The following is a 22,834-nucleotide window of genomic DNA, read 5'->3' on the forward strand; positions in this document are numbered from 1 at the left end:
AAATTTTATTTGAAGGACGAAATTTTAATGCTTTGATAAAATTCCGCGCCCTCACAGGCGCGGAATTAAAGGAGTTAGTTTTTGACGGCTTTGCCCAAATCCCACATAGGCATAAAGATACCAAGAGCCAAAAGAAGAACCATGCCCGCCATAAAAAATAGCATGATCGGCTCGACGTAGCTTGAGATATTATCGATGATATCATCAAATTTCTCTTTATAATAATCCGTGACGTTGCCAAGCATCTTATCGAGGTTACCGGCCTGCTCGCCCGCGCTGATCATCTGAATAAGCATACTCTCATAAAGCCCTGTATTGTTAAACGCCTCTGTTAGGCTCACGCCTTGCTGCACGGCAATTTTAACGGTAGAGAGTTTCTCTTTTAAAGTATGATTATCCACCATTAAAACAGATGTATCCAGCGCATCAGCAATAGGAATACCCGCTCGCACAAGCTCTGTAAAAATAAGCATAAATCGCGACATCGTAGAGAAAAATATGATCTTGCCAAATAGATAGACCTTTAAAATCGTCTTGTCAAAGCCCTTTTTAAACTCAGGGTTATTGCGATATGCCCATCTAAGAGCTATGATAGTGCCTATGATGCCCGCTAAAACAAAAATTCCATAATTATTAAGCGTGCTTTCGATGCCAAGTAGAATTCTAGTAGGTAGTGGCAAATCCGCGCCCAAATCCTCAAAAATCTCACGGAATTTCGGTACGACATACATCATCAAAACCGAAAACGCAATTGCCATAACGATCATAAGGATCATAGGATAACGCATCGCCTTTTTAAATTTACGCTGGTTCTCCCAAAGCTCTTGAAGCATAGCGGCAAGCTTGGCTAGAGATTCTGCCATATTACCGGTTGCTTCGCCCAGACTTACCATCGCAACGACGACATCACCGAGCTGTCCTCTAAATTTCTCCGTAGATTCGGTCAAACTAAGACCTGCATTAAGATCATCGTTCATAGCGCTAAAAATCTCTTTTAGCGTCTTATCCTCTGCCGCCCTTGCGACCTCTTTGATCGAGTCGTGGATTGAAATTCCGGCATTTGTCATAACGGAAAGCTGCCTGATCGACGCTACTAACGGCAGCGTTCTAACTCTTCCGCTACCACCTAGCATGCGCGAAACCTGCGCCTTAAAATCGCCGCCCGTATTCGCTACGACTTTGGTTTCACCTCTTTTTACGATCGTCCCGCCTACGCGCTGCTTCATGAGGTTGTTTGCTTGCACCTTATCGCTAGCTTGCAAAAACATCTTCCTTCTTGCGCCCTTGGCGTTGTATTCAACTTCTAATTGCTTTTTCATTGTTTAGCCACCCTATAAATTTCTTCTATACTAGTTACTCCGCGCGCAGCACGTATAACACCATCTTCAAACATATCTATAAAACCCTCCTCCTTCGCCAAGGCCCTCATATCGTCCTTTGAGCCGCCGTTAGCGATCAAGCTTTGCATTTTATCGGTAATAGGTAAAATTTCACTAATCATCTCACGCCCCATATAGCCCGTCTGACCGCATTGATCGCAACCTACGGCCTTAAAAAATGTGTATTTTTCAGGCAAGAATTCCTTCAGCTGATCAAGCATCGATTTAGGCAGATTTGTAGGCTGCTTGCAGTGCGGGCAAAGCTTTCGCACAAGACGCTGTGCCTCTACCGCAATCAGTGCACCACTTATGAGATAGGCTTCGATACCCATATCTACTATTCGCGGGATCGCACTAACAGCGTCGTTGGTGTGTAGGGTCGAGAAAACCAAGTGTCCCGTAAGAGCGGCTTGGATCGCAATCCTAAGGGTCTCTTGATCACGGATCTCACCTATCATTATGATGTCGGGGTCTTGTCTTAAGATCGAGCGCAATGCTGAAGCAAAGGTAAGACCCGCTTTTTCGTTAACTTGGACTTGTTGGATTAAATTTACTTGATACTCGACTGGATCTTCTACGGTAATAACCTTAGTATCGATATTTTTAATATCGTTTAGCGCTGCATATAGCGTCGTAGACTTACCGCTTCCCGTAGGTCCGGTAACCAAGATAATACCATATGGAGCCTTCATAGCGTTATTAAATTTCTTAAAGCTATCAGGGTGCATGCCTAGTTTTTCGAGGCTGATGATAACCTTCGATTTATCAAGGATACGCATAACGGTAGATTCGCCATTGATAATAGGCAGAGTCGAGATACGAAAGTCGTACTCGCGACCTGAAATTTTCATACTAAACCTGCCGTCTTGCGGCTTGCGACGCTCGGCGATATCCATATTCGAAAGTAGCTTCAATCGGCTTACTAGCGGTGGATAGATATCCTTATCAAAGATAAAAATTTCAGCGAGCATTCCGTCGATTCTGGTGCGCACGACGCAGTTATTCTCGGTAGGCTCGATGTGAATATCGCTACCGCGCATCTTAATAGACTGACTAATTATCATCTCAATGAGCTTTAAAATCGCCGAGGTATCATCGCTGCTTCCGCTACCGCCGGTGTTAGCAAGCTCTTTGCGAATCTCCGCTACGAGCCCTTTAATGCTCTCTGAAAGCTCAAGCTTAGATAGATATTTATTTACCTGATTTGGATCGGCTACTACGATTTTAAGCAGCTGTTTGCTAAACATAGCCTGCGCTTTATCTTGCGACTCAAGATTAAACGGATCAGAAAAAGCAACGTAAATATTCAGATCATCCGCTTTAACCGGTATCACGCCGTATCTTTTAAGCTGTGCGGTAGGAGTGCGTTCCGATAGCCTGAAGTCTATGTCGATATCGTCTAAATTCATATACGACAGGTTCATTTTCTTGGCTAGAATTTGCAAAAATTCCTTCGGATCCATCGAAAATTTTTCGCTTATATCGTCAAATGCTATCTGACGACGCTTGTATAACTCAACTAAAATTGAGCAAAAATCATCCTGGCTTAGATAGTTATCTCCGACTAAAACCTCGCCTAGCGTCAAGCCAATATCCATCTTGTCCTTGATTTCTGGAACAACGGTGCTAGTAAGGATATTGTTTCGTATTAAAATCGCAACGATCTGCTCTTCAATCTTTGTCATCGCGATCACCAATAAATTTTAATCGAGCTAAGCTTATCGCCAGCATAAATTGCAATTACCATCTTTTTTACCTCTTCCTCTTCTTTGATAAAAAGCTCGGCACGCTCGCCGTTTTCTAGGGTAAAGACATACGTATCACTCTTTTTTACGTATGCTCTCTCCGTAAATTTATCAAAAATTTCAGACAAAATATAATTAATTTTAGGTGTTCTTATATAGCTTATGTCTACGCCATCGCAAAGCGCCAAATAAAGCATCTTTTTTTGAAAAATTATGGTCGAATAAAGAGAGGCATTCTCGCGAGCCTCTTTCGTCTTATAAAGCATCACCGTAGGCACGACGAGCTCGTTTACTTTATCCATCTTGAGGCACGCTTTAGCATACATATTTGCAAGTGCCTCGCTCTGCTCCTCGATGAATAAATTTCGCACGCTTTCTTGGCAGATACGGTTATACTGACCGATCTGATCCCAGTTGCGCACGTCATCGGCGCTAACTGCAAATAACGACGCGATCGCAAAAGCTAAAATATATAAAATTTTCATAGTTTATCGCTTCTTATCTTTGAAATGAGGTTAGAAATTTCGCTATTTTTCGCCTTTGCATTAAAAGTCTCAAGAGCGTAAAGTGCGTCTTCCTTACGACCCTTTTTATAATTGGCTTTAGCAAAAATTATCCAGCTAGCGACGTTGTCCTTATCAAGCTCGTTTGACGTAAGAGCCCATTTGATCGCATTGTCGTAGTCTTTCTTATTATACGCTTCTTCGGCTAGCGATAACGAATACTCAATCTTATTCGTCGCGTAAAATTTGCTCTCCAAGCTCTGCTTATCTTCGCTTAAATTTGAAGTTTTTATCTCAATTCTAGAACTTAGTGGAGCGCTACTTGCGGTATTTGTAGAACCTCCCGAGAAATTTGATTTAGGCGGCAATGGAGCGCGTCCAAAATCTATAACCTCATTTTTAGGTGGCTGATTTGCAAAAGCTGCGTTATTGGTATTAGGTACATTAAATGTAGGAGCATTTTGATTGCCAAAATTCTGTCCGCCAAAATTTTGACCGCCGAAATTCTGAGCCTGAGCCTGCCCGCCATAGTTTCCGCCATTTTCGTAATTATTGGTTATCTTAAACCCACCGGAATCCTCGCTGGATAGCACACCCACATCGTTTAAATTTAAGCTTGGACGTTCCTTTTCGTGCTTAGAAGTACGAGCAACTTTCGGCGCGCTGATATTATAATCTTCTTTGGAAATATTATTTTGCACTGCAAGATCTGCCGCCTGCTGCTCGGCATCACTAGCAGAATTTGTAGCACCACCCTTGTCTTCAATATTTTGATTGATACTTGCCATACTGACGCTATCGCTATCTTTAAGCAGCCAAAATATCGCTCCGATCGCAACCGAGATTAATATCAAAAGCCCCAAAATCGTCTTGTCAAATCTCAATACGAAATTCGGCTTAGATTTTAGGAAAGAAAACTGCTTTCTGTTTTTGTTATACTCTTCCCATTTTTTTTCAAGTTCGTTTACTTCGTAAAATTCAAGCATTTATTATCCCCGAGCCTATCGCTGCCATCTCTATGATTTTATTATTAATCTGCGAAAAACTAATTTCCGTAGGTTTATTTACCTCGTAATACTCAAAAAGCTCATACATCTTATACATAAGCTTGTTGATATTCCTCATATTACCGTCCGTTAAATTTAAAATCAAATCGAAATTATCGTCGCTAAACATAAAATAGTATTGTTGAAAGCCATGAAGCACAAGCTTTTTTTCAATATACAGCTTGACTTCGCCTAAATTTGAATTAGGAAGCTCGATGCTCTCCCAAATTCTAGTTTTAAAATAATCCTTTGCGAGGCGATCTTCCTCGTCGGTCTTATGCACCGTAAATAAAAATTTAAATAGTCTAGTATCTGCCATAAGACGAATTTTTTCTATCAAATTCCCAGGATACAGCTGAGCCTCATCAAGCAAAATAACGACCTGCTCTACCGCCCCTACGTTCGTAGAAATTCCAAATCTCTCTCTGTAAACCCGCATAAAATTTTCATAATTATCAATCGGCTCGCTAGGAGTTGAATGAAAAATCTGCGAATACAGCTCTAAGAAAAATTCTTTCTCATCAAAAAACGGCTGCGGTACAAATACGACTCTTACCTTTTTTTCAAGATCAACCTTGATCTTATTAAGCAAAAATGTCTTGCCACAGCCCGGTTTGCCGTAAAAAAGTATAAGTTTTAACGGCTTTTGCAAAGCATTTAAAATTTTATGATAAGCAAGGGTCGATTTATCGAGATTAACGAAGTCCGAGACTTCGTTATCCTCGATAAAAATTTCCTTGATCGCCGTATAGTTATTACTCATTTTCGTAGATGGATTTTGAGTAACCTAGCTCTTTAAGCGAAGTAGCAAGCGGCGCGCCGGTATTGTCGATGATATGTGGAGTTACTACGAAGATTAGCTCCGACGTGCTCAAAACATCGGCAGTGCTTTTGAAAAGATTTCCGATTAATGGAATTTCGGCTAGCACAGGCACTCTAGTATTATTCTTGGACTTAGTTGCGCCGATTAAACCACCTAAAATTACAGTATCGCCATCATCTACCCAAACTACACTAGAGAGTTTCTTTTGCAAAGTATCAGGTGCGATATCTCTTCTGCCATTCTCTCTCCTTACATTATCCTCTGCATATTTAAGAGAGCTTAAAGATGGATTAATTCGTAGCATAATCCTATTATCATCTGAAATTTCAGGTAAGATATTCAAAAGAATACCTACAAATATCGAATACTGATCGTCCGACTGAGTATCTCCACCTTGATAATCGCCTGTAGTAGTAGATTTCAATACGTAGTTAATGGTATCACCTACAGAGATAATAGCAGGCTGATTATTCATCGTAGTTACTTTAGGGCTTGAAATAATCTTGGTTTTGCCTTTAGTCTCTAGGAAGTTAATCAAACCGTCGATATTGAAATTTAGATTAGCTCCTATCGTCCAAGTTCCGTGAGTATCGCTAGCCTTTCCTCTATTTCCGTTATCTATGTGATAGCCTGAAAGTTTCTTTGGATCTCCGCCTACATAGGTATTAAATCCTAGTTGAAATTTACTCCAATCAATACCGGTAGTGTATTCGTTATTTAGCTCGACAGATATGATATTTACGTCTAGCAAGACTTGGCGACTAAGGCGTTTTTGCATACCGCTTAGATATCTATCTACGCGAGCTATCTGAGACTTCATAGCAGTAACGGTTACTAAACCGGCATTTTGATTTATAATAGGAGCGACTGCGACGTATTTTTCGGTACCGTTATTTAGAACAGAGGTGATTTCTTCGCTAATCTTCTCCCAAAAATCAAATTTCTCTTTGGTAGTGATCTTATTATCTTCTTTATTTTCTTTATCGTCGCTATCATCCACTTTCGTAGGTGCAGAATCGACAGAAGATTTAGTAACAGCAGTGCCTTCTCTAATAGAGGTGATGTAATCCACCTTAAAAGTCCTAGTCTCTAGTGCTGAAATTTTTAATATACCATGAGAATACTCATAGCTTAGATTATTCTCTTTTATGAGTAGATCTAAAACTTCGCGCAAAGAAAGGTCTTTGATACTTACGCCTTGCAGCGGTTTACTCATCTCCTCTTGAGCGATAGCATCTTTTGCTACCACCGAAAAGCGGCACATATCGGATAGCTGAGTTAGCATCTCGTTTAGCGTAACGGTATCGTTAATCTTAATATTTAGCGCCTTCCTATCGCAGTTACCTGTAGTTGCGGGAGCGGCATATAGACTAGTAGCCGTAACAGACAAAGCAAGCATAGCAGCTATGCTAAGCTTTTTACTTATATGTAATAATGACATTTTGACTTCCTTGTTTTAGTGTTAATTCGACTTTATTTTCATCGTCGTTGGTAATAATAACGCTATTGCCCGTTATTTGCACGATCTTATATGAGCCTACATACTCGCCCAAACCATACCACTTATCGTTTAGCTTAACCTTATCGCCCATAATACCTACTAGCTGATAACCTAGATCCACCTGCTGATTAGCTTCTCTAGGTGCATTAGCTTCTTTAGGATAAAACGGATCTTGCAAAGAAGCTATCTGCTCATCGCTAAGACCCACTCTAGGTTTGCTAAGATCATCAAATATCGCATCGTATTTAGCTTTATAGGCTCCATTACTAGGCGCCACCGTCTGATTATTATCTACAGCAAATAGAGCAGTAGAAAGTAGCAAAGAGCATAAAATTAACTTTTTCATTAGTAATTTACTCCCCAGATAGATATACCGATGCTTCCACCGATTTTGCCATTTTTAGTGGCATTGATATCCATCTTATTTACATCTACGATCATCTCCGATTGTTCGATAAGGTTGATATACCTAAGGACATTCGAAAACGCTCCTTCAAATTTCACATCTATATCCAGCAAGGCTTCAGGTTGAAAAATCTGTTTGATGCTAGGCTCCCTTCTATCGCTGTGAATAGCGTAAATTTTAATATTGTTATTCTCTGCGATCGTTGAGAGACTATCCATAAATTTAGCCCAGTTCTTTTCATTATAGGTAAGCTTTGAAATTTCTTTTAGCTTACCGTCTAGATACCCACGCTCTTCAATAATATTGTTAAGGTTGGTCCTAGCACCATTGAGTATATTGCGCTTATTATCAACGAAAGCTTTAGGATCACCGCCGAAGAACTCATTATATTCTCTTTGTGCGCCTTCAAGCTTAGTCGTGGCAGTACTTAGATTTGTTTCACTCTCCTCTAAATACGGATCCGCATAGCTACTCAAAATAAAGTAAGCTACCACACCTACAAACAATAAAGCTATGTAAAAATAGTTATTTGCACTATTTCCCTTGGAGGCAAACCATTGATCAAGCTGATCTAATGAACTTTTCTTTTTCATTATCTAACCTCCACACTGATATTGCTATCGTAAAAGACAGTTTTATTACCCTCTTGTAGCGCGATTGTTTTAGTATCCACGCCATACACCTCTTTTTTACTGATATCCTCTAAAAGCTCGGTCATCTGCTTATCGTTTTTGGTGCGCACCTGAACAGTCAGAGTCCTATTCTCATCACCGATCCTAACCATATTGCCCTTATTTTTAACGACCATATTGGTTAGCTCAAAAATAGAAACACCCTTCATAGCGTAATTATTTTTCTTATCTAAGATAGCATTAATTAGATCGCGCCTGTCATTAAGCTCCTTGCCGCTCTTAGCAGCCTGGGCATTTACCTCTTTAGTCTCTTTATCCAAACGCGCATTTTCTGCTCTAGCAGGAACCATCTGATCTTCTAAACCCTGATATTCGCTAGTTTTATCGTTAGCTACCATATTATTATAATATCCATAGCCGAAGTTATACGCAGGATACGCAGCGCCAAGTAAGCAGCCTAGCAGCATATAGCCTATCAGCTTGCCGGTTGATCTTTGAGTCAAAGGCGGAGGTCTCATAAACGGCGAGTAGTTGTGATCGTCGTCTTTAGTAACCAAATAATCTTGACCTACCAAGAACATCAAAATATCTAGCTGAGTGAGCGGATAATCTTTTGCGTTGATTGCAACATTAAAATTAAAATCCTTGTATCTTAGCTTTAGATTATTTTCTACAAAAACCTCGATCGCAGGAATTTTACCGATATCCGTTCCGATATAAACGTTTTGAATATTGACGTTGTAAATTTTACTGATACCGTTCAACACGTCGTTAATGTAGTAAAACATATCGTCAAAAATTTGGATCATGTAATCGCGTTCGGTCGGATTTTCTAAATTTACTCCCTGTTTGGAGAGCAATCTATAAAAGCTCTCTTCATCGACTCTACTACCGACTAGCTCGACATATTTTTCATGCAAGAATTTTAGGTTATATCTTACTTGGCGGGATTGAAAATATTCGCCGTTTTGATACACTACCAAAAACGCATCGTCGCGTTGCAAGTAGATGAAGCAGTCGATTCCGTCGCGAGTTAGGACGCCTCTATTATACAAGCCCTCGTATAAAAACGGAGCCATAGCCACATAGTCGATGTAGTTCGTCCTAGCGGCGATCGCATCGAATTCTGAAGTGAGTTTGGCATTATCTACGACAAAGACATTGAAAATTCTATCATCGCCGCCAGCGCCTATTACCTCACTATAAGTGATTTTGTAATCCAAAGCGGTGTCAAGCCCCAGCTCCTCATACACCTTAACGACGATCGCATCTAAAAGATCCGCGTCCTCTACCGATCTGCTTATCTCGACCGTCGCAGTCATTATATCCTTATACGGAATATATGAGACGTAAGTTTCCTTCGCACGATTCGCTTTTGAGAAGTCGTGCTCGAAAACTTCATTCTCACTTAGACCGAATATGGTTTGCGTGACTTTGTTAATCGCAACAATCGAACTAGCATTTTTACTATTCTTTGCCATAACACTCCACTTCCAAATGAAATTTTCTACGCTGCTAATACTAATAGAAATAAAATAAAATGTCAATAGATAAAATCGGTTTTTACCCTAAATTCGTCATTTTTCCAGCTTTTTTTTACAAAAACTGTTAATTTTAAGTAAATTTTGACCTTAGAAAAATTTGAAATTAACTTTTTGGCTCGAATTCCGATCCGCTTTATCGCCTCGCCGTTTTTGCCGATCAGCATCTCTTTGTGCGAATTGCTGTCCGTTATAATCCGCGCATATACCGAGATCAGACCCGGTTTTTCCACCACTTTTTCCATCACGACGTCGCTGCAATACGGGATCTCGTCGCTCATACTCTCAAAGATTGCCTCAAGTATGAAGTCGCGATAAATTTCACGCTCATTGGTTGCGCTTAAAATTTCGGGATCGTAAAAGTACTCGTGCTCGGGCAAAATTTTACAAATTTCGTCCAAAACCTGCTTTTTATAGACCCTTTTTTTGATGCTAACGGGGATTATCGCTTCGAATTTATCGGTAAATTTTTGATATTGCAGCAGCTTTTGTACGATCTTTTCGTCATTTACTTCGTCAATTTTAGTTAAAATCACGATGTGTTTCGTGCCGGGATTTAAATTTAAAAATTTTTCATATTCAGAAGTATCGTCGTGCACGGGCGCCAAAAACAGCACCAAATCGCAGCCCTCAATCGCTCCGAGCGCCACTTCGACCATCAGCTTATTCATCAGCTTGGCGCTTTCGTGCAGCCCGGGAGTATCCGTGAAAATCACCTGATCCGCGCCGTTCATCGCGATGCCGTTAATCTTGCGGCGCGTAGCGTTAATTTTATGCGAGACGAGCGAAATTTTCTCGCCGCAGAGATAGTTTAACAGCGAGCTCTTGCCCGCATTAGTCCGCCCGATGAGCGTTACAAATCCGCTTTTCATATTTTCCTTAAATCAAAATTTTATCTTAATCTAGCGCCTTCGCTCGCCGTTAATTTTAAATCGCGTCAAATTTCATACGCGAAAACCGCAAACCGCGGAATTTAAAATTTCATTTTTGCGCGCTGCTAGCGACCGAGCGCATGCGACACAATTAAATTTAATCCGCAAGCGCGCAGATTAGACCTGCCGCAGATGCAAGCGGGGCGCTAAACTTAACTTGAGCCAAAAACGCAAGAGTCCAAATTTTAACGACAAAAGCTTCAAGTCTGCATTACCGCCGCAAGATATAACGCCGAAATGCGTTTATAATTTGCCGTAAAACTTTATAAATTTAATATTTTACGCATTTTATAAACACAATGTGAATTCGGCGTAAATTTAATTGCCGCAAACATAAAATTTTATTTAGCATCCGAGCTTTTAAAATTCCTCACGGCGCGCCGTATCATACTTAGCTGCGCCGCCGAAACGATGCTCTAGGCGTGCTCAAACGAGCGCTTTAGCTCCGCGGCGGCCGAAAAATTTAAAAATCACAAAATGTATTTCGCCAGATCCTCGTCGCTTGCGATGCCTGCTAGCTTTTCGCTTACGAGCTTTTCATCCACGACGATCTTTTGCCCTTTAAACTTATCCGCTTCGAAGCTGATATCCTCAATCACCTTTTCCATTATCGTATGTAGTCTTCTAGCACCGATATCCTCGACCTTTTCATTCGTGCTCGCCGCAAATTTCGCGATCGCCTTGACCCCGTTCTCGCTAAACTCTAGCTCGACGCCCTCGGTCTTTAAAAGCGCCGAGTACTGCTTAAGGAGCGAATTTTTTGGCTTGGTTAAAATTTCACACAGCGCCGCCTCGTCTAGGCTGTCAAGCTCGACGCGAAGCGGGAAGCGCCCCTGAAGCTCGGGTATAAGATCGCTCGGCTTGCTGATATGAAAGGCGCCCGCAGCGATAAAAAGGATGTGATCGGTGTCGATATTGCCAAATTTCGTGCTTACGCTGCTGCCCTCCACGATCGGAAGCAGATCGCGCTGCACGCCCTCTTTGCTCGGATCCTGCCTGCCGCTATTACCGCTTGAAACCGCCACCTTATCGATCTCATCGATAAAGATGATGCCCTCGTTTTGCGCGCGCCTAACGGCTTCGGCTTTGATACTCTCCATATCGAGAACTTTCTCGCTAGCCTCGCTTTTAAGGGCAACCTTGGCGTCTTTTACCTTCATCTCTTTTTTGCTTTTGCGCGTCGAAATTCCGATTACCTTGATGAAGCTTTCCTGCATATTCGCCATCTCAGGCGGCAAATTCGGATTTGATTCAAGCGCGTTTTCGCTTACTTCAATCTCGATACTAAGATCATCCAGATCGCCGCGCTCGAGCTTGGCCGCCATCTTTTCGTAGCTTTTTTCGTAATCTACGACCTTCTCCTCGCTCGCTCCGCGCGGAAGCGGCGGAAGGACTTTTTCTAAAATTTTACGCTTGATATAATCATCAATCTTATCTTTATTTTTTTCAAATTCCTCGCCGCGAACTAAATTTACCGACGCGGCGGCTAGATCTCGCACCATGCTCTCCACGTCGCGCCCCACGAAGCCCACCTCGGTGTATTTGCTGGCCTCGACCTTGATAAAAGGAAGCCCAAACATCTTCGAAAGCCTGCGCGCGATCTCGGTCTTACCTACGCCGGTAGATCCGATCATCAGGATGTTTTTGGGCATCACCTCGTTTTTCATCTCATCTTCGAGCGCCATTCTGCGGTAGCGATTTCGCAAAGCCACCGCTATCGTGCGTTTAGCGCTATTTTGTCCGATTATATATTCGTCTAGTTTCTCTACGATCTGCTTTGGCGTCATCATCTCTTTTCGTCCCAAATTGCGTATGTTTTAATGTTTTCGTTCGTGTAAATGCAAATCTCGCCCGCGATTTTAAGACTTTGCTTTACGAGCTCCTCTTCGTCTAAGCTTGCAAATTTATCCAAAGCTCGCGCCGCGCTAAGAGCGTAATTCCCGCCGCTTCCGATCGCCGCGATCTTGCCGTCGTCCGGCTCTACCACATCGCCCGTGCCGCTAAGCAGAAAGATATTTTTGCGGTCCAGCACCAGCATCATCGCTTCGAGCTTTCGCAGATACTTATCCTTGCGCCACTGCTTGCTAAATTCTATCACAGCCCTTAAAAGATCGCCCTTTGCGCCATCTAAGCACTTCTCAAACATATCAAAAAGATTAAACGCATCGGCGGTGCTGCCCGCAAAGCCCGCCAAAACGTTGCCCTCTTTGCCGATCTTTCGAATTTTAGTCGCATTGCCCTTTAAGACGGTGTTTCCGAACGTAACCTGCCCGTCGCCGCCGATGACAGAGGCCTTTGCGCCTTTGTAGGCTAAAATGGTAGTCGCTTCAAACACTAGCCACCTCTATCTCAAATTTAGCGCTTATGCCGTGCTTCAGCTTAGCATTTACGTCGTAGATCCCAGTCGTTTTGATGGCTTCGGTTTCTAAAATTTTCTTATCGATTTCGATCCCCTTTTGCTCTTTTAGCGCGGTTGCGATCTCATCTTTGGTAACCGAGCCGAAAAGCGCGCCGCTCTCGCCCGTCTGCTTTGCGATCTTTACGCGGATCTTGGCTAGCTCCTCGGCTAGTTTTTGTAGACTTGCGACCTCGTATTTTTCAAGCTCGGCCTGCTTTTTCTTATCTGCTTCAAATTTACGCAAAACCTCAGTCGTAGCGGCTTTGGCGTAGCCTTTGCCGATTAGGAAGTTATTGCCGTAGCCGTCCTTAACCTCCTTTACCTCGCCCGCCTTTCCGAGCCCCTTAACGTCTTTGATCAATAATACTTTCATCCATTATCCTTTTAAATTTAGCTTTAAATTTATAAAATTTTATAAGCGGCGCGGGCGGATCTGAAATTTAGTGAAATTTCATGAAACCTGCCCGCAGCCGCTCGCTACTTTTTCGATAAATTTTAAAATTTCGCTTTGTGAAATCCGCCTGCGCGCCTTGCCGCTATGAGGCAAAATTTCAGCTAAAGCTTGCGTCCGTTCTTACCCGCGATGATAAATCTTAACGCGCTTAGTTTGATAAATCCGTCGCCGTCTTTTTGATTGAAAACTTTATCCTCTTCAAACGTCACGAAATCGGTATTAAACAAACTATCGCTCTTGCTTTTCCTGCCCAGCACGGTCACGTTGCCCTTATAAAGCTCTAGCTTAACCTTGCCGTTTACGTGCTCTTGGGATTTATTTATCAGCTCTTGAAGCAGCAAGCGCTCCGGGCTGAACCAAAAGCCGTTGTAAATAAGCTCGGCGTAGCGCGGCATCAGATCGTCTTTTAGATGCGCCGCGCCGCGATCCAGCGTGATGCTCTCGATCGCGCGGTGAGCCTTTAGCATAATCGTGCCGCCCGGAGTTTCGTAGCAGCCGCGACTCTTCATGCCGACGTAGCGGTTTTCAACAAGATCAAGCCTACCGATGCCGTTTTTAGCGCCAAGCTCATTAAGCGCTGCTAGCATCTCATGCGGCTTAAGCGCTTTGCCATTTAGCTTTACAGGATCACCATGCTTGTATTCAATCTCGATGATCTCGCTCTTATCTGGCGCATTTTTAGGGCTCACGGTCCATCGCCACATATCCTCTTCAGGCGCATGGGCGGGATCTTCCAGCACCAAGCCCTCGTAGGAGATGTGAAGGATATTCGCATCCATCGAATACGGCGATTTGCCTGGCTTTGAAGCGATATCAATGCCGTTTTTCTTAGCGTAAGCAAGCAGCTTCTCGCGAGAGTTCAAATCCCACAACCTCCACGGCGCAATCACCTTAATATCGGGATTTAGCGCATATGCGCCAAGCTCGAAGCGGACTTGATCGTTACCCTTGCCGGTCGCGCCGTGGCTTACGGCGTCTGCGCCGGTTTTTTTAGCAATTTCAACTAGCTTTTTAGCGATCAACGGGCGGGCAATCGATGTGCCTAAAAGATACTCGCCCTCATAAACCGCATTTGCGCGAAACATCGGAAATACGTAATCTCGCACAAATTCCTCGCGCAGATCCTCTACGAAGATATTTTCCTTTTTGATGCCCAGTTTCACAGCTTTGTTTTTGATAGGCTCCAAATCCTCGTTCTGACCGATATCTGCGGTGAAAGTCACCACATCGCAGCCGTAAGTATCGCCGAGCCACTTTAAAATAATGCTAGTATCTAGTCCTCCCGAATACGCCAAAACGACCTTTTTTACATCTTTTGCCATCTCAAATCCTTTACGTAAAATTTGGCGAAATTCTACCAAAAATAGTTTAATAGTTGCTTTTAAGGCAAATATCGCTAAACTCACGCTTATGAGAATCGATAAATTTTTAAACGCAGTAAATATCACCAAGCGGCGCGCCATCAGCGAAGATATGTGCAAAAGCGGCGTCGTAGCCGTAAACGGCGTGGTAGTAAAGCCCGCCAAAGAGCTTAAAATCGGCGACGTTATCACCATAAGCTTTTTGGATAGAAAACAAAGCTTTAAAGTCCTAGCCTTTCCTAGCGCGAAAAATACGCCCAAAAACGAGCAAACAAAGTATGTCCAAGAGCTTTGAACTCATCTGCGGCGAGGATGAAATTTCGCGCCTCATACAAGCGCTGCCAAAAAGCGGCATAATCTTACTAATCGGGGGTCTCGCCGCCGGTAAAACGACGCTTGCGCGCGCGATCGTGCGGGCTCACGGGTTAGATGAGCACGTGAGCTCGCCTACGTTTTCGATCATGCAAAACTACGGCGAAATTTATCATTACGACATCTATAACGGCGGCTGTGAGGGGATTTTAAAAAACGGACTATTTGAAAATTTATTTGAAGAGGGACTTCATCTGATCGAATGGGCGGATGAAAATTTGATAAATTTACTTAAAAAATATGAGCTTGATTTTTGCGTAGTGAGGATCACACCGCACGCGCAAGGGCGAAAATACGAGGTAAGCTATGCATAAACTGGAAGTCAGGGGTCTTAAAAAAACCATAAAAGGCACGCCGATCATCAAAGGAATCTCGCTAGAACTTTACAATGGCGAGATTGTAGGGCTGCTAGGGCCCAATGGCGCGGGTAAAACCACGACATTTTATATGATCTGCGGGCTGATAAGCGCTAGCGGTGGTGATATCTTGCTTAATGAAAATAGCATCGCAAAGGTTCCGCTTCATAAGCGCGCCAAGCTCGGCATAGGCTACCTGCCACAAGAAAGTAGCATCTTTAAGGAGCTTAGTGTGGAGGAAAATTTAATGCTCGCTGCAGAGATTACCTATAAAAATAAAGCCGAAGCCTCACGTAAGGTCGATGAGATGCTAAATCTGCTAAATATCGAGCCGATCAGATTGCGCAAGGGCGTAAGCCTAAGTGGCGGCGAGCGCAGGCGCTGCGAGATCGCGCGAAGCCTAATGATAACGCCGAAATTCCTACTTTTAGATGAGCCGTTTGCAGGCGTTGATCCGATCGCCGTTAACGACATCCAAAGCATCGTGCGCGATTTAAGCGATCTTGGCATCGGCGTGCTCATCACCGATCATAACGTCCGCGAGACGCTTGCGATCTGCGACCGCGCCTACGTCATCAAGGACGGCGAGCTATTCGCCGGCGGCACCGCAAAAGAGATAGCCAGCGATCCGAATGTCCGTAAATTCTACCTCGGCGAGGATTTTAGCATCTAAGTCAGCCAGAGCGCTTTAGATTTTCACTTCCCGCTTCGGCGCGCGCGGTTAAATTCTATAATTTAAGTTTTGCGATTTAAAATTCAAGTGTACGGCTGCGATTAGTCGTGCACTTGAATTTCGCGTATTAAATTTTTGAAAAGTAGCTAGGTTCGTTTTAAAATTTTTAAATTTCAAAGGGCGTTTTGTGCACTGCAAATTTTAAATAATTTTTGCGGCAGGTTCTCTTTTCACGACCGAAATTTACACCCGTGGTACATAAAATTTAAATCGCATTTTAATCACACTTTGTTTAAATTAAATCAAATTTTAAAGCGGAGGCGTCTTTAAACGTAACGCTTTCATCTGCGCATCAAAATCACGCCCACAATTTGCAAAAGAATATCCGCTCGTAGAATTAAATTTCAAAACGAACACAGCCGCAAATGAATTACATATGCAACGGTGCTTGAAATTACGCGCGAGATGCTGTCTAATTTCACGGCTAAATTCTGCGAGCGGCGGCGTAAACCAAAGCGCACACAAAACCTACTCACTTCGGCTTCGACGCATTAAATTAAAAGCGACGCGCGAAGCAAGGCTGTCCGACCCGTTAGAATTTTGCCGATCAAGCCGCCTTGTTTAATTAAAATTACACTTTTATTTGCTCTGCGGGTTTAAATTTCGCTCATCTTAAAGCTCGCTGCGAATTTTAAAATTTTAACCCGGCACTCGTCGCTTCCCTTAAAATTTTAAAATTCTTAAAATTTTGGCGAGATCAAGGAGAGATTATGAAAAAAGTTCTACTTTCGTGCGCCTTGGCGGGCGCGCTTTTCGGCTTGGAGCTCGATGGATTCAGTGCGCCCGAGGGTTCGCTAATCACTGAGGACGCTTTTTACATCGCAAATCGCGGCAAAAACGAAGATTCGCTAGGCAGAAGCGGCTTTATCAGCAGGATCGTAAAAAATTCCAATGTCGTTGAGACAAATTTTATAGACGATCTGGTAAATCCGGGCGGAATGGCGCAGATCGCGGGCGTGCTCTACGTGTGCGATCTGGATGCGATCAGAGGCTTTAGCAAAGGTCAGGAGGTTTTTAATCTAAAAATCGAGGGAGCGCAGGCCTTAAACGACGTCGTAGCGCTCGGTAGCGAGGTTTTGCTCGCAAGCGATCCCGCGCGTGGGACGATCTGGCGCATCGACCTGCTCTCGCGCACCGCGGATGAGTTTGCGCGCATTGATCCATCGCTAGGCAGCCCAAACGGACTTTTGGCTAAAGGCGACAAGCTTCTGATCACCACCTTCGATCTTAGCGGAAAGGTCCCGGGGCGCGTGCTAAGCATGGATCTGAAATCTCGCGAAATTTCGATCTTTGCCGATATGAAGGGGGTTTTCTACGGCATAGCGCGCGGAAAAAACGACGAAATTTTAGTTAGCGACTGGGGCGAGGACCTTTTAAGCGGCAAAATTTGGCGTATAGATGCGAACGGACAGATACGCAAAATAAACCTCGGCGCGATGCAAAGGCCTGCGGACATCTCAAGCGACGGCAAGGTTTTATTGATCCCAAAATCACTGGAAAACAAAGTCGAGCTGATAAATTTGCCGTAACCGGCCGTCTTATTGCGGCTTCGCAGTTTGCTTAAATTTTACAAAATATATGCTGTATCGTGCTTTATAAGCCATCTTTTTGCGCTTCGCCGCTTACGTAGCGGCGTCGATTGCGACGCTATAGCCGATCGCGATACCGAAATTAGGTCAATGCCGAAGCCGGTCGCAGCGCCAAGGCTAATTGTGGCAGCGTAAGAGTTATATTACGAAACTAATCGTCCTTTTTCGCGCACTCAAGAGCCAAGTACGCCCAAAAGTCGCGTGTGTCGTCTTGCAATATGCAAATGCCGAGCCTGCCGTAAAATTTGCAAATCCATCTGCCCTCATTTTAAATTCCATCGCCTTAAATTTCCTCGCCGCGGATATTTTCGCAGGCCGAGCGGTGCTAAATTTCAGCGCAAAATTTAACGCCTGCCGTGACTCAAAAGCCTTGAAGACTCATAGCGCGCGAAATTTCAGCGCGATATTTGACGCCGAAGCGTGCTTTTAACATACCGAGTTCATGTCTGTGCGAGACCGAATTCTACGCGGCGGCACGACCTCTACCGCGCGCCGTATTTATAGGCTGCAAGGGCGAGCGGAGCTTATCCTTCTACGCACCGCACGGCGCGTATGTCTGTCTAGGCTGCTTCTGGGTCCCCGCGCGCAGAACTTACCCCTCTACGCACCCCTCCCACACGGCGGGGACGTCAGGCTCTACGTATGAGCTTAAAATTTCATACGGCTCGTAGCTAAATTTATACGCCAGGCTCGGGCACTGCTTCACCGCATAGCCCAAATAAATCCAGCGTAGCCCCAGATCTTGGGCAAACTCGATCTGTTTTAAAAGCGAAAATTTACCCAGACTTAGATGCGGCAGATACGGATCGTAGTAGCAATACACCGAGCTGATGCCGTCATCCACGATATCGATGAGATCGACGCAGATAAGCCGCCCGTCCTCGCCGTAGTAAGAAATTTCTTTACCGAAGTCGCCGTGGCCCTGGACGTAAATTTCATCATATCGCTCAAAATCGATCTCTTGCAAAGGCCAGCCCTTTTTTAGATGCATGTAGTCGTGATAGAGCGCGAAAAGCTCCAAACGCGCATCGTTTAAAAGCGGGCGAGATTGCCATACATAGGCGGTCGTGCGATTATTTTTATAGACGCGACGATACGATTTGCTAAATTTAAAATTTGCGGCATCGATGCGTAGGCTTTTGCACTCCACACATCCCGCACAAATGGGCTTTTGAAAATACCTGCCGAAGCGGCGGTAGCCGTGCTGCACTAAGTTTGAATTATACTCAAAGTCGCAGTCTTTTATATAGAGATACTCGCTGCGTGCGGCTCTGCCGCCTAGATAGGGGCAGGCAAAATCCAGCGTACAAAATGGAATTTCAGTCATTCAGCTTTTTGATATTTGCCGCGTCCACGTATTTTAAAAACTCGTCTTTGAGGCGCTTTTCGCGTGCGGCGATGCTCTCTTTGGCTACGTCGAACTCTTTCGCGACGCCGTCTAGGAGGCCCTCGCCTCGCAGGCTCAAATCATCATCTTTAAAAATATCTTTAAACTCGTCGCGATTTGGATTAGGTTTTTTGGGCTTTTTGGGCGCGGAGCTTGCTGCCTTATCCTTAAGCATATCCTTTTTTATATCTTTTAGGCTATCTAAAAAATCCATAACTCTTTCCTAAATCCGCGCCGATTTGCGCATCGCGGCGGCGATAGCGGCAACCGCTTCGTTTTTGCCGGGCTGCATATCGTCGATGGTGTTTTCTAAAATTTTAGCTAAATTTTTCTCGACGTAGCTTGTATCGAAGAAACCGAGCCGAAACTCGCGCGACTTGCTGATGCTAAGCAGAAACGGGATGATCGTACGCACTCCCTCGATGCGAAACTCCTTCAGCGCGCGCTCGAGCTTATTGACAGCTAGATCGTAGTCGGTGGTCTTGATGATGAGCTTGGCTAGAAGCGAGTCGTAAAACGGCGGAATTTTATAACCTTTGTAGATGTGGCTATCGACGCGCACGGAGGGACCGAGCGCTGGATAATAATCGCTAACGGTGCCTGGAACGGGGGTGAAATTTTTCCAGACGTTTTCGGAGGTAATACGCGCCTCGATCGCATAGCCGTGCGGCTTAATATCGCTTTGCTCAAGCTCTAAAATTTCGCCGTTTGCGATGCGGATTTGGCGAACGACGAGATCAACGCCCGTGACCTCCTCGGTGATGCCGTGCTCGACCTGGATACGGGTATTCATCTCCATAAAATAGAAGTTGTTGTAATCGTCGAGTAGAAATTCTACCGTGCCGACATTGGTATAATTCACCGCCTTCGCCGCAGCTACTGCGGTCGTACCCATCGTCTTTCGCAGATGCTCGCTTATAGAGGGGCACGGCGCGATCTCGATGATCTTTTGATGGCGGCGCTGGATCGAGCAATCGCGCTCGCAAAGGTGGATGATGTTGCCGTAATTATCGCCGATGATCTGAAACTCGATGTGGCGCGGCTTAACGACGAGTTTTTCCATAAAAATTTCATCGTTGTTAAAAAAGGTTTTCGCCTCTCTCGTGCACGAATCATAGGCGCTCTCCATATCTTTCTCTTCCCACACCTCGCGGATACCACGTCCGCCACCGCCGCCGCTAGCTTTTAAAATCACGGGGTAGCCGATCTCGCGCGCATATTTTTTAATCGTATCCATGCTCTCGTGATTTAGCTTTTCGGTGCCCGGCACGATCGGAATGCCGTTTTTGCGCATCAAATAGCGAGCGATGTTTTTATTTCCCATTTTGCGGATAACGTCGGGTTTTGGGCCGATGAAGATGATCCCCGCGTCCTCGACCTCTCTTGCAAAGTCAAAATTCTCGCTTAAAAAGCCGTATCCAGGATGTATCGCATCAGCGCCACACTCTTTGGCGACTTCGACGATCTTTTTGGCGTCCAGATAGCCTTTTAGCGCATCGGTGCTTACCTCGTAGGCCTCATCGGCGATTTTTACGTGCAAGCAATCGACGTCGGGTTTGGTGTAGATCGCGACGCTTTTAATATGCAGATCTCTGCAGGCCCTAATGATGCGAACCGCGATCTCGCCGCGATTAGCGATAAGAATTTTACGTATCATAAATAATTGCCTCTTTTAAAGAAATACCGCAGTAATAATAGTATAAAAAATTTTATAGCAAGTTGAAATTCATGAAAGGCGGTTGAAATTCTGGATAAAATTTAAAGAAGATTTATGGTGCCCGAGGTCGGAATCGAACCGACACGAGGTCGCCCTCGCCAGATTTTGAGTCTGGTGCGTCTACCAATTTCACCACTCGGGCATTTTAAAAAGTTATGATTGTATAAATTTAAAAAAGATAAGCCCCGAAGACGGGGCTTGGAGCAAGAAAATTATTTTTTCTTCTTGCCTTTTGCAGCTGCAACAGCCTCTTTTAGCTGTTTGCCGACTTTAAATTTTACTACTTTAGTAGCAGGAGATTTGTAAGTTCTGTTTGTGCCAGGAACTTTACCCTCGCGAGCTGCACGCTCTGCAATACCGAAAGATCCGAAGCCGATGAAGCTTATATCATCACCTTTTACTAAAAGCTCTTTGATAGCCTCAAGTGCAGAATCAACTACCTTAACAGTATCTTTTTTAGAAAGACCTGCCTTATCGGCAACTACTTGGATAAAATCAGCTTTTTTCATGCTAATCCTTTAAAATAAAGTGGTTTGGGCGGTATTCTACAATAGTTTCGCAAAAAATACAATAGTTTTTTAAGAAAAAAACACAAAAATCGGCAAAATTTAGCCGAATTTAGCCCAAATTCGTCAATTTTTCAGATTTTGCTTCTTTAAATTTCAAAATTTCGCCATATTTTTGGGGCTGATTTTTGAAATTTTGCTAGGTTTCAAAAAATTTAAAAATTTCTTCCCTTCCCGCTTCATTTTTATAAAATTTCGCCCCAGCCCGCCGCTTTAAAATATATAAACTATATTTTGTTATAATCCGCGCAAAATTTCAAAGGCTTTTTATGACTAAAATTTTAATGATAGAGGACGATTTAGAACTCGCCGAAATTTTAAGCGAATATCTGCAACAATACGATATCAATATTACCGTCGCGGACGATCCGTTTTTGGGGCTTTCTAAGTTAAATTTAGAAAATTTCAACCTCGTGATTTTAGATCTCACGCTTCCGGGGATGGACGGGCTTGAGGTCTGCAAAGAGATCCGCAAAAATACCGATATACCGATCATAATCTCAAGCGCCCGCCACGATCTGACCGATAAGATCAACGCTTTTGATTTCGGTGCGGACGATTATCTGCCAAAGCCTTACAATCCGCAAGAGCTTTTAGCGCGCATCAAGCGCCACATCGAGCGCTACGACATAAACTCGCTCCAGCGCTCCGCCAAGCCCAAAAAAGACCTCGAAGTGGATGATTTCCGCCACGTCATCAGCTTCAAAGGACAGCCGCTGTCGCTCACCATCGCCGAATACGACGTGCTTTCGTATCTCATCAAAAAAGAAGGCGGCGCGATCACCCGCGAGGAGCTCATCTACAACTGCAGCTCCATAAGCGAGGAATCCTCGAGCAAAAGCATCGACGTCATCATAGGTCGCATCCGCCTAAAGCTTGGCGAAACGTCCAAGGCGCCAAGCTACATCCACGCTATCCGCGGCGTAGGCTATAAGCTGATACAATGAGCGCTCGCGCCGTCAATTTTGAAATTTAAAATGGTGAAAAGCTCGATATAGCGCAAGCAAGCACAAAATGAAAGGACATAAATGAAAGGACATAAATGAAAGGACATAAATGATAGAATGGATACAAAATTTTTTTAGCGGAGTGATTCCGAAGCTGCTGTTAAACGCGACGCTTGAGACACTGTATATGACCTTCGTAAGCACGGCTTTGGCGTTTATTTTGGGGCTCGTGTTTGCGATCGTGCTTATCCTTACGCGTCGCGGCGGGCTCTGCGAAAACCGCATCATCTACGCCGTGCTGGACGTCGCGATAAATACGCTGCGAAGCTTTCCGTTTATAATTTTGCTGATCGTGCTCTTTCCGCTTACAAAACTTCTTGTGGGTACTAGCATCGGCACTACCGCGGCGATCGTACCGCTTACTATAGGCTCGGCCCCCTTTATCG

The 22,834-nt window shown here is 44.1% G+C and carries 23 protein-coding genes, 1 tRNA gene and 1 pseudogene; 6 read left to right on the forward strand and 19 right to left on the reverse strand.

The features are described from left to right. Positions 1-74: 74 nt before the first annotated feature. The 14 genes from Q0380_RS01830 to Q0380_RS01895 all read right to left on the reverse strand — a co-directional run bounded on the left by Q0380_RS01830 (position 75) and on the right by Q0380_RS01895 (position 14,682). Entirely contained in the window at positions 75-1,319 is a 1,245-nt protein-coding gene (locus Q0380_RS01830; protein WP_298959440.1) for a type II secretion system F family protein, read from the reverse strand. Further along, complete coding sequence (locus tag Q0380_RS01835) at positions 1,316-3,064, reverse strand: GspE/PulE family protein (RefSeq protein ID WP_177389147.1); 1,749 nt, start codon at positions 3,062-3,064, stop codon at positions 1,316-1,318. Before Q0380_RS01835 ends, Q0380_RS01830 begins: the two co-directional genes overlap by 4 nt. Before the next feature lie 5 nt (positions 3,065-3,069). After that, positions 3,070-3,609: a hypothetical protein gene (locus Q0380_RS01840; protein ID WP_177389145.1), complete on the reverse strand. Its 540-nt coding sequence runs from the start codon at positions 3,607-3,609 to the stop codon at positions 3,070-3,072. After that, the gene (locus Q0380_RS01845; RefSeq protein WP_297987259.1) at positions 3,606-4,613 is read right to left on the reverse strand and encodes a hypothetical protein; all 1,008 of its coding nucleotides are present in this window, start codon (positions 4,611-4,613) and stop codon (positions 3,606-3,608) included. Before Q0380_RS01845 ends, Q0380_RS01840 begins: the two co-directional genes overlap by 4 nt. Further along, positions 4,606-5,436 (reverse strand): ATP-binding protein, encoded by an 831-nt coding sequence (locus Q0380_RS01850; RefSeq protein ID WP_005870282.1) that lies wholly within the window; start codon positions 5,434-5,436, stop codon positions 4,606-4,608. Before Q0380_RS01850 ends, Q0380_RS01845 begins: the two co-directional genes overlap by 8 nt. Further along, positions 5,429-6,937, reverse strand: coding sequence for a pilus (MSHA type) biogenesis protein MshL (mshL, locus tag Q0380_RS01855; RefSeq protein WP_298959444.1), 1,509 nt, complete (start codon positions 6,935-6,937; stop codon positions 5,429-5,431). Before mshL ends, Q0380_RS01850 begins: the two co-directional genes overlap by 8 nt. Further along, positions 6,915-7,274 (reverse strand): hypothetical protein, encoded by a 360-nt coding sequence (locus Q0380_RS01860; RefSeq protein ID WP_177389139.1) that lies wholly within the window; start codon positions 7,272-7,274, stop codon positions 6,915-6,917. Before Q0380_RS01860 ends, mshL begins: the two co-directional genes overlap by 23 nt. Positions 7,275-7,342: 68 nt before the next feature. Then, on the reverse strand, positions 7,343-7,996 hold the full coding sequence (locus Q0380_RS01865; RefSeq protein WP_298959448.1) for a hypothetical protein: 654 nt from the start codon (positions 7,994-7,996) through the stop codon (positions 7,343-7,345). Continuing rightward, positions 7,996-9,516: a hypothetical protein gene (locus Q0380_RS01870; protein ID WP_298959451.1), complete on the reverse strand. Its 1,521-nt coding sequence runs from the start codon at positions 9,514-9,516 to the stop codon at positions 7,996-7,998. The genes Q0380_RS01865 and Q0380_RS01870 overlap by 1 nt, the downstream gene beginning before the upstream one ends. Positions 9,517-9,578: 62 nt before the next feature. Then, positions 9,579-10,448, reverse strand: coding sequence for a GTPase Era (gene era / locus Q0380_RS01875; RefSeq protein ID WP_298959453.1), 870 nt, complete (start codon positions 10,446-10,448; stop codon positions 9,579-9,581). A 530-nt stretch (positions 10,449-10,978) separates the two neighbouring features. Beyond that, positions 10,979-12,298, reverse strand: coding sequence for an HslU--HslV peptidase ATPase subunit (gene hslU / locus Q0380_RS01880; protein WP_298959456.1), 1,320 nt, complete (start codon positions 12,296-12,298; stop codon positions 10,979-10,981). Next, a complete protein-coding gene (gene hslV / locus Q0380_RS01885; RefSeq protein ID WP_177389129.1) occupies positions 12,295-12,843 on the reverse strand; it encodes an ATP-dependent protease subunit HslV in 549 nt (182 codons plus the stop codon). The genes hslU and hslV overlap by 4 nt, the downstream gene beginning before the upstream one ends. Continuing rightward, positions 12,836-13,279 (reverse strand): 50S ribosomal protein L9, encoded by a 444-nt coding sequence (rplI, locus tag Q0380_RS01890; protein WP_298959459.1) that lies wholly within the window; start codon positions 13,277-13,279, stop codon positions 12,836-12,838. Before rplI ends, hslV begins: the two co-directional genes overlap by 8 nt. Positions 13,280-13,461: 182 nt before the next feature. Next, positions 13,462-14,682 carry an argininosuccinate synthase gene (locus tag Q0380_RS01895; RefSeq protein WP_298959462.1) on the reverse strand — a complete coding sequence of 407 codons (1,221 nt, stop codon included), beginning with the start codon at positions 14,680-14,682 and terminating at the stop codon, positions 13,462-13,464. A gap of 88 nt (positions 14,683-14,770) precedes the next feature. On the opposite strand from Q0380_RS01895, the gene Q0380_RS01900 reads away from it, so the two are divergent. From Q0380_RS01900 to Q0380_RS01915, 4 genes are all read left to right on the forward strand, one after another. Next, a complete protein-coding gene (locus Q0380_RS01900; RefSeq protein WP_298959464.1) occupies positions 14,771-15,016 on the forward strand; it encodes a S4 domain-containing protein in 246 nt (81 codons plus the stop codon). Next, positions 15,000-15,407: a tRNA (adenosine(37)-N6)-threonylcarbamoyltransferase complex ATPase subunit type 1 TsaE gene (gene tsaE / locus Q0380_RS01905; RefSeq protein ID WP_298959467.1), complete on the forward strand. Its 408-nt coding sequence runs from the start codon at positions 15,000-15,002 to the stop codon at positions 15,405-15,407. Before Q0380_RS01900 ends, tsaE begins: the two co-directional genes overlap by 17 nt. Beyond that, on the forward strand, positions 15,400-16,122 hold the full coding sequence (lptB, locus tag Q0380_RS01910) for an LPS export ABC transporter ATP-binding protein (RefSeq protein ID WP_005870257.1): 723 nt from the start codon (positions 15,400-15,402) through the stop codon (positions 16,120-16,122). The genes tsaE and lptB overlap by 8 nt, the downstream gene beginning before the upstream one ends. A 770-nt stretch (positions 16,123-16,892) precedes the next feature. Continuing rightward, entirely contained in the window at positions 16,893-17,711 is an 819-nt protein-coding gene (locus tag Q0380_RS01915; RefSeq protein ID WP_298959474.1) for an ATP-binding protein, read from the forward strand. A 652-nt stretch (positions 17,712-18,363) separates the two neighbouring features. On the opposite strand, the gene Q0380_RS01920 is transcribed toward Q0380_RS01915, so the two are convergent. From Q0380_RS01920 to Q0380_RS01940, 5 genes are all read right to left on the reverse strand, one after another. Beyond that, positions 18,364-19,098, reverse strand: coding sequence for an arginyltransferase (locus Q0380_RS01920; protein ID WP_298959477.1), 735 nt, complete (start codon positions 19,096-19,098; stop codon positions 18,364-18,366). Further along, positions 19,091-19,372, reverse strand: a complete 282-nt coding sequence (locus Q0380_RS01925; protein WP_298959480.1) for a hypothetical protein — start codon at positions 19,370-19,372, stop codon at positions 19,091-19,093. Before Q0380_RS01925 ends, Q0380_RS01920 begins: the two co-directional genes overlap by 8 nt. A 9-nt stretch (positions 19,373-19,381) precedes the next feature. Then, the gene (locus tag Q0380_RS01930) at positions 19,382-20,815 is read right to left on the reverse strand and encodes an acetyl-CoA carboxylase subunit A (protein ID WP_298959483.1); all 1,434 of its coding nucleotides are present in this window, start codon (positions 20,813-20,815) and stop codon (positions 19,382-19,384) included. Between the two features lie 115 nt (positions 20,816-20,930). Beyond that, positions 20,931-21,017: transfer RNA gene (locus Q0380_RS01935), tRNA-Leu, on the reverse strand. Positions 21,018-21,087: 70 nt separating this feature from the next. Further along, complete coding sequence (locus Q0380_RS01940; protein WP_291937435.1) at positions 21,088-21,384, reverse strand: HU family DNA-binding protein; 297 nt, start codon at positions 21,382-21,384, stop codon at positions 21,088-21,090. Positions 21,385-21,710: 326 nt separating this feature from the next. On the opposite strand from Q0380_RS01940, the gene Q0380_RS01945 reads away from it, so the two are divergent. Continuing rightward, the gene (locus tag Q0380_RS01945) at positions 21,711-22,388 is read left to right on the forward strand and encodes a response regulator transcription factor (RefSeq protein WP_298959487.1); all 678 of its coding nucleotides are present in this window, start codon (positions 21,711-21,713) and stop codon (positions 22,386-22,388) included. 109 nt (positions 22,389-22,497) lie between these two features. Beyond that, positions 22,498-22,834 (forward strand): annotated as a pseudogene (locus Q0380_RS01950) (methionine ABC transporter permease); the annotation flags it as partial.

The sequence above is a fragment of the uncultured Campylobacter sp. genome (genome assembly GCF_937959485.1).
Lineage (GTDB): Bacteria > Campylobacterota > Campylobacteria > Campylobacterales > Campylobacteraceae > Campylobacter_B.

Excerpts from the sequence above, each read along its gene's own strand:
- Q0380_RS01895 (WP_298959462.1), bottom strand. The coding sequence starts at position 14,682 with ATGGCAAAAGATGTAAAAAAGGTCGTTTTGGCGTATTCGGGAGGACTA.
- Q0380_RS01865 (WP_298959448.1), bottom strand. The coding sequence starts at position 7,996 with ATGAAAAAGAAAAGTTCATTAGATCAGCTTGATCAATGGTTTGCCTCC.
- Q0380_RS01925 (WP_298959480.1), bottom strand. The coding sequence starts at position 19,372 with ATGGATTTTTTAGATAGCCTAAAAGATATAAAAAAGGATATGCTTAAG.
- Q0380_RS01835 (WP_177389147.1), bottom strand. The coding sequence starts at position 3,064 with ATGACAAAGATTGAAGAGCAGATCGTTGCGATTTTAATACGAAACAAT.
- Q0380_RS01850 (WP_005870282.1), bottom strand. The coding sequence starts at position 5,436 with ATGAGTAATAACTATACGGCGATCAAGGAAATTTTTATCGAGGATAAC.
- Q0380_RS01840 (WP_177389145.1), bottom strand. The coding sequence starts at position 3,609 with ATGAAAATTTTATATATTTTAGCTTTTGCGATCGCGTCGTTATTTGCA.
- Q0380_RS01940 (WP_291937435.1), bottom strand. The coding sequence starts at position 21,384 with ATGAAAAAAGCTGATTTTATCCAAGTAGTTGCCGATAAGGCAGGTCTT.
- Q0380_RS01920 (WP_298959477.1), bottom strand. The coding sequence starts at position 19,098 with ATGACTGAAATTCCATTTTGTACGCTGGATTTTGCCTGCCCCTATCTA.
- Q0380_RS01930 (WP_298959483.1), bottom strand. The coding sequence starts at position 20,815 with ATGATACGTAAAATTCTTATCGCTAATCGCGGCGAGATCGCGGTTCGC.
- mshL (WP_298959444.1), bottom strand. The coding sequence starts at position 6,937 with ATGTCATTATTACATATAAGTAAAAAGCTTAGCATAGCTGCTATGCTT.
- Q0380_RS01830 (WP_298959440.1), bottom strand. The coding sequence starts at position 1,319 with ATGAAAAAGCAATTAGAAGTTGAATACAACGCCAAGGGCGCAAGAAGG.
- Q0380_RS01945 (WP_298959487.1), top strand. The coding sequence starts at position 21,711 with ATGACTAAAATTTTAATGATAGAGGACGATTTAGAACTCGCCGAAATT.
- hslU (WP_298959456.1), bottom strand. The coding sequence starts at position 12,298 with ATGATGACGCCAAAGCAGATCGTAGAGAAACTAGACGAATATATAATC.
- Q0380_RS01900 (WP_298959464.1), top strand. The coding sequence starts at position 14,771 with ATGAGAATCGATAAATTTTTAAACGCAGTAAATATCACCAAGCGGCGC.
- lptB (WP_005870257.1), top strand. The coding sequence starts at position 15,400 with ATGCATAAACTGGAAGTCAGGGGTCTTAAAAAAACCATAAAAGGCACG.
- rplI (WP_298959459.1), bottom strand. The coding sequence starts at position 13,279 with ATGAAAGTATTATTGATCAAAGACGTTAAGGGGCTCGGAAAGGCGGGC.
- era (WP_298959453.1), bottom strand. The coding sequence starts at position 10,448 with ATGAAAAGCGGATTTGTAACGCTCATCGGGCGGACTAATGCGGGCAAG.
- Q0380_RS01845 (WP_297987259.1), bottom strand. The coding sequence starts at position 4,613 with ATGCTTGAATTTTACGAAGTAAACGAACTTGAAAAAAAATGGGAAGAG.
- Q0380_RS01870 (WP_298959451.1), bottom strand. The coding sequence starts at position 9,516 with ATGGCAAAGAATAGTAAAAATGCTAGTTCGATTGTTGCGATTAACAAA.
- Q0380_RS01915 (WP_298959474.1), top strand. The coding sequence starts at position 16,893 with ATGAAAAAAGTTCTACTTTCGTGCGCCTTGGCGGGCGCGCTTTTCGGC.
- tsaE (WP_298959467.1), top strand. The coding sequence starts at position 15,000 with ATGTCCAAGAGCTTTGAACTCATCTGCGGCGAGGATGAAATTTCGCGC.